Origin of the sequence: Fulvivirga kasyanovii, assembly GCF_009711405.1 — a bacterium.
GTDB lineage: Bacteria > Bacteroidota > Bacteroidia > Cytophagales > Cyclobacteriaceae > Fulvivirga > Fulvivirga kasyanovii.
On sequence record NZ_SMLW01000637.1, the window covers coordinates 17,891 to 31,736 of the forward strand.

A 13,846-nucleotide genomic window follows, 5' to 3' on the forward strand; every position below is an offset into this window, starting at 1 on the left:
GCATGACACTATAGACTTGGTTTATTATTATTAAATACTTACAAATTGAACTTCAATTGATCTCTCAGTGATTTCCTCTTTTCTCTTTCTGCATCTGTTAATACTGAGAGTTCCCCGATATTACAGCCAGGATCCGATGAGATCTGCTCCAGAAGAGCTATAAAGTGCTGACTCATCTGTTCTACAGTAGACTGGTGAAACAGGTCCGCATCAAACATAAACTTGCCTCGTACGGACCTTAGTCCTTCCATGAGTTCCAATTCAAGGTCAAACTGTCCTTCCTGACTCAGCATTTCAAACGACTTCAATTTCAAAGCCTGCTTATACCACTTGGCTTCTTCCCGGAAACTATCTTCAATCTGAGAATTTAAAAACTGAAAAGTGACCTGAAACAACGGTGGGATACTGGAGTTTCTATTGGGCTGAAGTTTCTCCACCAACAGAGGGAAAGGATAGTCCTTATATTTAAGCGAGTCGAATACTGTGGACCTGACTTTACCCAGCAATTCCGGGAAGCTCATGTTTTCGTTTAACTTTAACCATAGCACTATTGGGTTGATAAAATAGCCAAGGGTCTTGTTAAACTTACCATCTCCTCGTGCGGTAGCCAGAGTACCCAGCACTACATTTTCATCCGGCACATATTTATGAAGCAAAACACTAAAGACAGTAAGGAAGGTCATAAATAGCGTAGATTTCTCCTGCTTCGCTATTGATTTGAACTTCTCATACACTTCTTTATTTACCTCAAAATGTACGGTCCCCCCTTGCTGTGAAGATATTACCGGCCGCGGGTTGTCATGAGGAAGTTTCATCACGGGCACTTCATCAGCCAGCAAATGTTTCCATTCGTCAAGCATTTTACTGCCCGTACCATTGGTTAGCATTTCCTTTTGCCATTCGACAAATTCCATATAGCTCAGGGTCTGAACATTACCTGCATTATTATCAGGAGACTCTCCATGTAGTAAAGCTGCGTAAGTATCCAGTAGCTGCTGAATTAACATACTGGTGGAATAGTAATCTGTAATGATATGATGAAGATTCAGGAACAGATAGTGCGACTCTTCAGACTGATGATACAGATATACCTTCATGATCGGCTCGTTTTCGAGGTCAAAAGGTTTTTTGTACTCTTCCTCAATAGCACGGGTGACCTGCTCATTACTCCAGCCCTGTGCTTCTATTACATTAGGAATAATTTTGAAATCTTTATGAACGATCTGAACCGGCTCACCATCATTCTCTTCAAAACTCACCCGCAGGATATCATGCTGATCTACAAGTGCCTGTATAGCCCGAGACATCAGTTTATCGTCAACAGCAGAAAGTATGTTTACATGAAATCCACTATTATAGGCATAACTTTCCGGCGCACTTTTGTACATGTACCATAACGATCGCTGGCCATAAGACAACGGGTAACTTCTTGTTGCCGGTACTGAATCCTTTGTCAATTCTGGTTCCGGCAACACCTGACGACTCGGTTGAAGAGTGTACTTGTTATTTACAGCACTTAGCGAAAGGTATTTAAAAGCTTCTTGTGAAGACGCTGAAAGGTCACTGCTTCTTCTGTCTGAGTAGTGCACTTTGCCTCCCATAAAACTATGGATCATCATTTGAGACGACTTCAGCTTAAAGTCCTGACTGATCTTATCAAAAGACATCCCTCCCACTGGCATAAGTCCCAAATCACATTCTGCCTGATGGTCCATCAGCAACTGTCCAATATGACCTGCTTCTTTATAGACATAGGTAGCTGCATTTGCTCCAAACTCCGCTTCCAGCACTTCCATGTCAACCACTAAAAACAGAAATACAGAAGCCTTGCGACAAGTGACTAAGTTAAACGGCGAATGACAATGCTCCAAAGGCACGGATAAGTCATTAATTTTACGCAAAGTATGTGCTTCAGCGCTGTAATGATATACTCCTTCTGCTAAACCTTCTACTGCCTGATCTCTCAGATACAGGTAAAATTTCACTCCGTATGACCTACCCACCGATGGGTACAAAGACGGAGACCCTGCGGCAGCAGGTCTTTGTGACATATATTGAAGCAAGTTTGAAAATGAATCCAGAGAGATGGTTTCACGAACATAGTCGCGTTGCGTCGCTCTTGTTGCTAATTCACTTTCTGTAAAGTAGCGGGACTTCAAAGGCACCCTTTGTACCGGGCTGTCAAATTTTCTCAAGTGAAGTTGCTTACTGAGAAGCTCTTGCTGTTCCTCTTCAGAAAGCGGATTAAATTGCTTCTGACCATGGATACGCACTATTTCAGCAAAATCTCTGTACTGTGGCTTTCTCGTAAAATGAGCATCTATATTTTTAAACTGACCCGTCAGTTCGTGTTTAAGCCGAGCGGTATTGTATAACTCTGGCTGACGTTTGTAAGTCTCATAATCCACAATTCCTCCAAACAAGCACTCAACAATAACTTGTTCTTCTTCTAACTTCAGGTTTCCACGTATGGCATCATATTCAACCCCCTGAACCGGACATACCCCCAAACCAAAGTTAGCCTGACGACTCAACAGGAGCTGTGTCATGTAACCGGCTTCAAGCGTAGCCAGCTCCTGACTATACCCCATGTATATGGGAGTCATGGCCGCAAGCTGGATAACAAAAAATATTTGAAAAGCAGCTTGTTGATACAACTCATGGTTCCCCGGATGATGAATGTCTACTCCTTTGGCTATGCCATCACTGATCTCATAAAGTTGATGTTCGACAGGGTGGTAATAATATACGCCTCCATTCACTCCTTCTACTTTTCCCGGCTTTACATGAATGTAGGTTTGCACTGAATTTTTACCCCCGGCTGACGGGTATAAATATTTCGACTCTTCTCCAAGTTGATGCTGACGCAGTAATGCCATAAACTCAGAAAACAGTATACCTGGTATTTCCTTTTGAACAAAATCATACTGTGGTGCAGTGAACAGATAATATTCGTCCTTAAAAGACTTTGACATCAACGGTACTGCTGATACTGTCTCACGCCTTGAATTATCTTCGGGTTTGTATCCACTCTGTTTCGCCACTTGTACACCATTTGAAGATGATGTAGTGCAATTCGCTTCTACGCAACCTGCCACGCCACGTATGGTTGTGTGATCTAAAAAGGTTTCGATAGGTAATTCAACATTCAGAGTTTTTTTGATTTCTTCAATTACAAAAATCAATGTCAACGAAGTGCATCCCAAATCGAAAATGTCATCGTCTGCCGATACCTGATCCGTATTGAGTACTTGTTGAAAAACGGTCTGTACTGAGTCCAATATATCCGTACCTGTTTGGTCGACGATATCTTCGGATGCTGAATTGCCGGCATCATAACCTATATCCGAAATGATATCTCCTACTTTGCTTCTATCCAGAAATAATTCCATAGGCACTTCAGCACCCAATTTTTCCTTTATTTCCTGGGTGATCAAAATCAGGCTTAAGGATGTTGCTCCCAAATCAAAAATGTCATCTTCGGGGTTAACCTCCTCAACTGACAGGCAATTCCTGAAGATCTCGATCAGTTCCTGCTGCCCGGAAAGGGGTCTTGAAAGAACCTTAATAGCATCTTCCGTTGCCAAAGCATTTTTCACGGGAACCTTCCAGGGTAATTTACTTTTATCCAACTTTCCATTATGGTTAAGAGGGAATTCATCGATCTTGATTATCGAGGTTGGCACCATATAGTCTGGCAATATCTTCCTCAGAAACTGTCGTAATTCCTTTTCCGGGGTCATCTCATGCTGTTTAGGAATTACATAGGCCACAATCTGCGGATCAGTATCTGCCTCTTTAATCACCACTACGGCTTCACTTACATTCTCATGCCTGTTAATCGCACTTTCTATATCTTCAAGCTCTATGCGAAAGCCTCTTACCTTTACCTGAGAGTCTATACGCCCAAGGTATGCAATCTCTCCATTGCTGAGCATTTTACCCAAGTCACCCGTACGGTAAAGCTTTGCTCCCTCCTGACTGGTGAATGGGTTTGGAATGAATCGTTCAGCTGTAAGTTCAGATCTGTGAAGATAAGCCCGGGCTACCCCAAGCCCACCTACATACATCTCTCCTTCCATTCCATGAGGTACAGGCCTTTTGTTTTGGTCAAGGATATGCACAGTTAGATCGGGTATGGGCATACCAATCAGACTTTCCTTGGTATCAAGATCCGCTTCAAATATTCGTCTGTAGGTAACGTGTACGGTCGTTTCAGTGATGCCATACATATTGATCAATTCAGGTTTTTGATCACCATGACGTGAAATCCATGAACGCAGGTGTTGAAGGTTTAAGGCTTCACCGCCAAAGATCACATACCTGAGCGCCAGACCATCGTGTGCCATCTTCTGCTCCTCTACCCTGCATAACTGACGAAATGCCGTTGGTGTCTGGTTAAGGACTGTTACCTTTTCTCGGCACAACAAGTCATAAAACCTATCAAATGACCTGCTTACTGCATAGGGTACTACTACCAGCTTTCCTCCGTACAGCAATGCTCCGAATATCTCCCAAACAGAAAAATCAAAAGTGAATGAATGGAACAATGTCCAGGTATCCTTCTCATTAAAATGAAACCAGTTTTGAGTGGCTAAGAATAACCTTATTACATTATAATGAGATATGAGCGTGCCTTTAGGCTTACCCGTGGTACCTGATGTATAGATGATATACGCCAGGTTACCGCCGTTGGATTGAACCGGTAAATTAGCACCATCCTCATTCTCAATAAGAGAAACATCCAGGTCGTAATTAATTATTTTGCCGGAAGATCTAAAAAGCTTATTACTGTGCTCGCTTGTGCTTACAATTACAATAGGTCTGGCATCTTCCAGAATCATGCCCAGCCTTTCCTCCGGAAGTGCGGGATCAAGTGGCACATAGGCTGCTCCACTCTTTAACACACCCATGATGCTTACAATCATTTCAAATGACCGATCCATACAAACCACGATCTTCTCTTCCGGCCCGGCACCAAACTTCTGCAAGTAACGGGCTAGTTGATTCGCTCGCTTGTTGAGCGCGGCATAAGTCATCTCGTTACCCTCAAATGTGAGTGCCACACGTTCGGGGTGCTTGTTCACCTGCGCCTCAAACTCCCCCTGAATAGTTTTACTATCCAGGTTCAAAGGTTTGAGCATTTCCAACACGGTATCACTTGTCGTATTGGCGTTAAAACTTTCTACCGGAGTGCTGCTTTCTACATACTCATTTTGGGTATTTCCTGCATTAAACTGCTTCCAGGGAGAAATATTAGTCCAGTCATCATTTTGACATAGCATCGAAAGCAGGTGCTCATACTTTCGGAAAGCTTCTTCTACAGATTCATTAGAATCCTTATGCTCAGGCACATCCCAACAATAATGTAGTTCATTGCCTTGCACAAAACTCATATTATCTATCAGTACATTAGGTGTTATTGAAAAGCCATACCCGGGAGTGATGTTTTCAAACTTACCTTCATTGGTCTGATCAATGATATTGGTGTAAACCACCGGAAAGGTAAGGTGCTTATGCCCTTGATAAATAAGCCTTCCAAGTACCTCCAGGCCGTTGGTGGTTTTAGCTGCCATATCTTGCCTGATAGCATTGTCACAACGCTGCATCAACTGAACCAGGTCACTCGCCTTACGGTCAATTTCAACCCAGCATAACGATGAAAAATCTCCTACGAGTGGACTATGGATGGGCGACCTCTTCCAATCGACATAGACTATCGAAAAGCGTTCTTCTTTGCAAATTGAACCAATGGCCAACGCATATAGGGAAAACAGCAGGGTATCCTCTGTAATATTATATTGCCTCGCCTTCATTTTCAGTGCAGCCCAATCTTGAGATATTCCTGTAAGACGTCTATGAGGCACCCCTGCTTTCTGTTCTATCAGGTTTGGTCCCGGGACAATCTTTTTCAATTTATTCTCCCAATAAGCTTTTGATGTAGCATATTGAGCACTCTGGCGCAGACTATCAACACGGGCTCTATAGCGGGAATAGCCATATTCAACAGGTGGCAGCTCTTTTGAAGGCTGTTCGTATAGTTCAAAAAGCTCTTTATATATATTGGAAATACTTTGCCCATCACCAACTATTCCATCGAAACAACAATGTAGAGTAGCTTTACCGGAACCTGTAAGACTTACTGATAATGAGAACCATGGATATTTACCATAATCGAACTTTTTCTCGGCTTGCAGCTTACGCATCTGCTGAAGGCTATTGAGTTGCTCTTCTTTCCCCAGGTTGCTCCAGTCCATTTCCACGATAGTGGGGTAATGCGGTATACTATCAAGTATCTGGAAGTTTCCATCTTTCGTAATAACAGAATGTAGCATTTCATGTCTCTGGATTACTTTATGCCATGCCTGCTTTAAGCGATTCACATCAATATGCTCTATCTCAAACTCCTGATAGACCAGCGCGATCTCTCCATACTTCCTGCTTACATAGTATGATTGCTGCAGAGAAGACAATGAATACACAGACGATGGAGGTGATAATTGTGAGGTCGCCCCGGCAATATCCGAAGAAAGATCATTGCTCGTCATATGCAAGCCTCCGATAGCCAGGTTTGATAGTGACTGATAATATGCATCCATCATCTCGTTCAATATCCCGGGTTCAAAAGCTTCTTCCACTACATCCCAATTGAGGTGTAACTCATTATTATACTCATATACCTGATGGTCAAGATATATCTGAGGGGTCTGTGATATAGAGTATCCCATTTTTTCGAGCCAGCTATTTTTACCTGCCGACCCTGACTTATTGATCATACTGGTAAACACTATGGGAACGGACAAATGCGAGGCCGCATGCTTCTCTCTAGACTCTCTTAAAGCACGTATACCACTTACTGAGCCATGATCAAGAAGATCCCACAGGTACCTTTGGTTATCCTGCACTTTGCTGGCTATAGTTTTTTCTGCTTGTGGGTAAACATTAAAAAAGTTAGTGGAAACAAAGGGACCTACTACCTCATCAATCTGCGGGTGCAGAGGCTGACGGTTAAATAAGGTAAGAATGATTGAAAACGGATCAATACCACTGTACCTGGCCAATGTATCGGTAAACACAGTCAGCAACAATGCCGTAGGGTTTACATTCATGGTCAGGCACTTTTCCTTCAAAGACTCCCAGTATTTTGCCTCCAGCACCTTGTGTATGCGCTTGCGGTAGTAGCATTGCTGTCCATCAGGTTTTGCGGGCATAGATTCTCTGTAAGGAAGTGCTGGACCGTTATGAATCTTCATTGATTTCCAGTAGGCCATGTCCTTTTGGAACTTCGGCGTATTTTCCAAAGCTTTGGTTTCCAGCACATAATCTCTAAAAGAATAACTTAGTGCCGGCAATGCACTGGCAGGATTTTTATACAGATTATACCATTGGTTCAACAACAGGCTCATACTATACCCGTCGGTAATCCACTCGTCAATGCTTAAATGTATTATTGATTTGTTCTGCGGCAGATGAGTGATCGCAATTTCATAAAGTGGCCAGTCTCCCGGTTCATATACCTTATGTGAAAGTCGTTTACGTAACTCATTCAATGTCTGATCACGATGCCCTTCGGGCTTATCGCAGAGATCATAGACCTGAAAGGGTGGTATTTCAACATTCGCCTGAATGCGCTGTGTTGCATTGCCCATTACAATTAGCCTTAGCATATCATGATGCTGTACCAGTTTATTCCAGGTCAACTGCAAGCGATCCGTATCCAGGTAAGAATCTTCAAACTCAAAATATATATGACACCCTACATAATCACTTTTTCTACTAAGGAACCTCCCTGAGAAAAAAGATTCCTGAATATCACTCAAAGGGAATGGCTCTCCTGAAGTCTGGTAGGCAACCCGATCCTGCTGCTGTACCTTTTCTTCTCTTCCTTTGCCCTTCATACTTTCAACAAGTCCAATGAGGTACTCCTGTTTTTCTTCCTTCGAAAGCTGGTAAAATAATTCTTGATCCATATCAATTTGTGTTTACGACCATGTACAGCGACATGCGCATAATTTGTTGTTCTACTTGTTGTTTCTAATAATATTATTAATGCAGACCATTGTCGGACACTGTCTCTCCTTTTAGTATCCTCTGGTAAAGCTCATTCAACTCGTCATCTGACAAGCATCCTATGTACTCCTCTATTTTTGTCAGAGTCTCCACATCTTCGGGTTTCGCGCTATGCCCTCCATCCTTTTCTTCCAAAGCCAGAATACTGTTTACCAAAGCGTGCAGGGAAGCATCCTCAGTCAGCCCTTTAGTAAGAGCCGATATTGTATGACATTCTGCAAACAGAGATAGCGGGAAGGGATGTTGAAGTTCCTTCTCAATATCATATTTCAACTTTGTAAGTAAGATGGAATCAAACCCAATGGCCTGGAAGGTGGCATTTTCATCCAAAACCTCCAGTTCAATACCCAGCATCTGAGCAAACTTATGCTTGAAGTAATTCGTTACCGCCTGATCAGGTTTTGTATGAAGTACTTCATCAGTTACAGCGTTTTCACTTTCAACAGGCGCTGTTTTTATTTCAACCTCGTGCTGATGATTCACCATAGTTTCTTGGCTAACTTCAGTTACGGGTTCTTTTTTCGCAGCACTATCAAAATTTCCTGCAATCCAGTGACTTACCTCTCTAAAGGCATAGGTAGGTAAAGAGACACGTGACTTCGAATCGGTGAACATGGATAACCAGTCAATCGATGCTCCACTACACCATGCCGCTGCCAGTGCGGACCAGTCTGAAGCTTCAATAGCATGAGCCACTTCAGCATCAGAGATACGCTCCTCTGTATTGCTGGTAAACACGGCTTCTGTGTTTTCACCATTGAGGTAGTTAGTAATCTCCTGCATTAACATGGGTTTACTATCCGCGAGTACTGCCACTTTTGATTCCATACACTCTCTTCCTACCATCAACGTATAAGCCATATCACTCAAATTGATATGATCAACGCCGTCAAGGAACCGTAGAAATTGATTCATGTAATCATGAAGAGCTTGTTCGTTTTTAGCAGAAAACACAAAAAGCGGTACCGTGTCTTCTTCATTTGAGTGTATTATTTGCTCATATTCTTCAAGCACGAGGTGCGCATTAGTACCTCCGGCTCCAAAACAATGTAAACTCGCTCTTCGTGGCGCTGAGTGATCACTCTTCCATGGTTCTGTTTTATCTACGATATAAAACGGTGACTTATCCAGCCTGATTTGAGGGTTCAGCGTATTGAAATTTGCTGTAGCCGGTATTGTTTTATGACGGAACGCCATGAGCAATTTAACCAGAGAGGCTGCTCCTGCCGCTGCCTCCAGGTGACCTGTATTGGGCTTTACAGAACCAATACCACATTGAGGGTGATCAGGCAGAGTTTTTCCCTGCTGCTGGTATATTCGCTTAAAGGCACTTTTAAAAGCATTTACTTCTACAGAATCTCCAATAGCAGTGCCTGTTCCATGAGCTTCGATGTAGCTGATAGTATCAGGGCTAACATTGGCTGATTCATATGCTTCTATCATCACATTAGCCTGAGCTTCTGCATTAGGGGCTGTGAGAGAATATCCCTTACCACTATGATTTACCGCACTACCCTTGATTACTCCATATATATGGTCCTTATCGGCTTCTGCCTTAGCTAATGGTTTCAATAGTATGGAGATCACTCCTTCCCCTCTGATATATCCATCGGCACGTTCATCAAATGTATTAATCTGATCATTACTACTTAATAAGCCTGCTTTACTAAAGTTCAAATAACTGTACGGTGAAAGCAGGAGATTTACTCCTCCTGCAATCGCAGTTTCACATGAGCCGGACTGTATGGCTTTAACGGCATTGTGTATGGCTACTGTAGAACTTGAGCAAGCTGTATCTATGGATTCACTAGGCCCTCTGAAATCATAAAAATAAGATATCCGGTTAGGAATGAGGAAATGTGCATTTGAAGTTGAGGCATGGACACTTGATCCCTCTCCTGCCTTTGCCAGCAATTCTGCATATTCTGAACTACTCACCCCAACAAATACGCCCATTCGGGAACCTGCAAAGTCTGATGGTTTATATCCTGCATCTTCTATGGTCTTCCATACATTTTGCATGAATAAGCGCTGCTGCGGATCCATAGCTTTGCTTTCATTAGGCGAAATGTTAAAGAAAGAGGAATCGAATTTATCTACATTTCGAATAAATCCTCCCCATTTACAATAGGTCAGGTCTCCTTCAAAAGGATTACCATAGAAGTCTTGCCACTTCCAACGCTCTCCTGGTACTTCCTCTATTAAGTTGCTTCCGTTAACCAAATGCGACCAAAATTCATCTACATCCCCTGACTGAGGTAACTGAGCCTGGATTCCTATAATAGCAACAGGCTCTGTAGACGGCGATGAGTTTCTATTGTTTTTCGCTGGTTGTTCTTCTATGCTTTTTGAATGACGTATAGAAGCTAGTGATACTTCAGAAAATACACTTTCCGTGACTACCTTTTCTTCCTCAACCGGCTTCTCATCCCGAATCGTACCGGAGTAATAGCTTCCTAACTCATCTGTATATTCATTATATAAGTGTTGTGATAATTGTTCAACCGTTACTTCGGCTACCTCAAAAAAGAGTGCCGGTGTAGTAGATAAGCCGTATTTGCTATTGATGCTATTTGAAAGTTCTGTTAATGTAATAGAGTCAAACCCAAACTGCTGAATACCTACTGAAACCGAAAGCTCAGACTCATCTATCTGAGATATAGCAGATACCATACTCAGTAATTCACCCTGTAATTGTTTCACTATTTCCCGATCACCCTTGACAGATACTTTGTGTACTTCTTTTGTATTTGAAGTTCCGGAAGTATTAGCTCTGGTTTTTAATAAAAATTCAGGATTACCAGGGTAAATCATAATATCTGATTCACTGGTGTTAAAGGATACCTTAAGGACATTCAATGCTTCCTCAGACTCCAAAGGTCTCATCTTTAATGATTTAAGCATCCATTCTTCCTGCTGAGCAGATATTTTCATACCTCCATCCCTCCATAGCGGCCAATTAACAGAAAGTGTTTTACCCGACCTTTTACCTGCTGTCACCAACGCAGTCCGGTATTGGGCATAATAGTCCATGAAACTGTTAGCGTAGGCATAATCAACCTGCCCCATGTTGCCCAACTCGGCTGAAATAGACGAAAACATCATAAAGAAGTCCAGGTTCAAATGACTGGTAAGTTCATCCAGTAGTATAGTGCCAGATGTTTTTGGAGCTATTACCTGAAGTGCCTCGTCAATCGTTTTATTGATCATAAGTGCATCCTTTATCACTCCGGCGCAATGCATAATACCGTTCAGATTCTCGAACTTCTGTGCTACGAACTGCAAAAGCTTTTCAACCTGCTTTCTATCTGTAATGTCGCATGGGTAATAGTGTATTCTGCTATCAATCGCATGTTGAACCTTATCATTATGTGCCGAACGACCCGTTACAATCACTGTCGCCTGATAGTTTGTAGTTAAATATTCTGCTACCAAGCTTCCTACCCCTCCTGTTCCTCCAGTAATCAAATAGGTTCCGTTTGTCCTGTAAATGGTTTCTTCTTCGTTAGAAAGCTCGAATTTCCGAAGCTCCTTTACCAACCTCTTTCCGTTATCATACCGGATCTCTCCAGGAAAATCACCGGCAAAGAGTTCATTAAGCAATGCCTCAGGCACGTTATTGTCCTCGTGCCATTCTACCACTTTTAATTTGATGTGCTTTTGTTCCAGTTGCAGAGATTTAGCAAATGCACCTATGGCAGCATGGTCAGCCTGTACCTTCGTAATATCTCGCTGGTATGCGTAAACCATATTGATTTTATGCGTGAGTGTACCCTGAGAGAGTGCTTTACAGAAACTAAATAAATCCGCAAACGCATCTCCTTCATCATTACCTACCCATAAAATAGTATCGACTACCTTAGACTCCTTCAAGCATTTATCTGCCAGAGATTTAAAGCTATTTACCCGATCAGACTGATCAACCTTCCAATAACCGGATGATGGATGATCATTCACTCCTTCTTCACATACCCAGTGCATATCAGTGCCTGGCATATGCTGCTGAATAGTAGTGTACAACGCCTGGTCACCTCCAACAAGCAATACCTTCTGTGAATTACTGTTTTCAATCTTAGCTGTCGGAAGAGAGGTTTCATTCCATACTTTTCTCAAATACACAATTTGATCATTCCCGGCGTCTTCTCCCCCTAGTAGCCTAACTGTATAATTGAAAATTTCCAATACAACCAACCCTTCATCATTCAATAATTGGATGTCAAACTTTTTGGTTGCTTCACCTTTACCCGTCTTCTCCTTTACATATACATATAACTGCTCAGGCAGTGAGCTATCATACATTTTAAGTATTTCAAGCTGAAAAGGAATATACGATTTTCTGCTGCCTGCCAGTTTCTGATTAGCCAAAACCCCTGCAGTCTGAAGGCTTCCCTCCAGTAATGAAGGATGCAGAACATAATCACCAGATTCACCAAGCAATTGCTTTGGAATTTCAATTCTGGATAGGGCTTCCTGCTCACTATACCATACTTGCTGAATAGGCTTAAAAGTTACCCCGTATTCGAAGCCTTCCTGCTCAAATATTTCGTAAAAGGCCTCGTGCAGGATGGTACCCTGCTGCTGGTCTTTCAATTGGCTTATATCCAAATAATGATCAGCAACTGACTTATCTCCATATAAAATTTTTCCCTGCGCATGCAGGTTTTCCATTCTGTCCCCTGTACTAAACTCAAACGCTATGTCACGCTCAGTTTTCTCCAGGTGAATATTGAGTTCTACAGGTTGATGACTGACAGCTACAGGCTTAGCCCATACCACATTTTTTAGTCCAATAACTCTTTCAGACTTACTGGCAAGTTCACCCGCCATACGAGCCATCTCAAGATACACGACACCCGGCAACAGGTTATTACCTTTAACCTTATGGTCATTAATATAATAGTCGTCACTCTTCAGCAGTTTGAAAAAGCAAAGTCCGTCAAACGAGGATTTATTGCTATCAATTAATGCTGTCAGGCGAGGTGCACCCGTACTTTTAGCATACAATGGTAACGTGTTGGTATTGGGGGCCACCCAGTACTTTTTATTATCGAATGGGTATGTTGGCACACTTGATTTTCTTACAGGTCTATTATAAAATGCCTGCCAGTCTATATCTACCCCCGATACCCATAATTTTGCCAACTGCTCCAGCTCACGATTTTGTACTACATTTTTCACAAATTCAGTTCCCGACTTCCCTGCCAATAGTGCTTTCATATCCTGAGAAGCGGTGGCCTGTCCTACATAAGAGGACTCTGCTTTATTAGGATTATCCAGCCACTGTGTCAATTTAACTTTTAAACCCTCAACAGAAGCTGCGATGATAGCCAGTCTGCTCTCCATAGGCTCTCGACCGGTCTGCAAGGTATAAGCAAGACTTTCAAAGTTGATGTCAACCGTATTCTCAGACTTATTATCGACAGCTATGGAAATGTTATTTGTCTTATTGCAGTGTTCGATAAATCTGTCAACCAGATGCTGAATGTTTTTGCTTTGCAAAACGATATCGAACGACACAGAAATATCAAACTGTTGTTCCAGTTCCCTGGCGATCTGAATTAAATGAAGTGTTTCAACACCATAGTGAACGAAATCAGCAGTAACATCGATTTCCTGCTCATTTACATCCATTATTCCAGCCACTTTGCTTGTTACATATTTGCGTATTTTTTCGTGCAGGCTGGTATCGGATAACTGAGTTTCTGATACTCCGTTTGATTGTACGTATCTCACCAGTTTTTCAGCATACTGCTTCAGCCTGTCCGTATTCTTAGCA

2 protein-coding genes are annotated in these 13,846 nt (G+C 42.3%); both read right to left on the bottom strand.

Annotated features, from left to right (window positions below; all coding sequences use genetic code 11):
- Nucleotides 1-38: 38 nt before the first annotated feature.
- On the bottom strand, nt 39-7,970 hold the full coding sequence (locus E1163_RS22150; protein ID WP_155174656.1) for a non-ribosomal peptide synthetase: 7,932 nt from the start codon (nt 7,968-7,970) through the stop codon (nt 39-41).
- Between the two features lie 76 nt (nt 7,971-8,046).
- A complete protein-coding gene (locus E1163_RS22155; RefSeq protein ID WP_221418065.1) occupies nt 8,047-13,803 on the bottom strand; it encodes an SDR family NAD(P)-dependent oxidoreductase in 5,757 nt (1,918 codons plus the stop codon).
- Nucleotides 13,804-13,846: the final 43 nt, after the last annotated feature.

What these genes read in the sequence shown, in the direction of transcription:
- E1163_RS22150 (WP_155174656.1), bottom strand. Translation starts at nt 7,970, where the DNA reads ATGGATCAAGAATTATTTTACCAGCTTTCGAAGGAAGAAAAACAGGAG.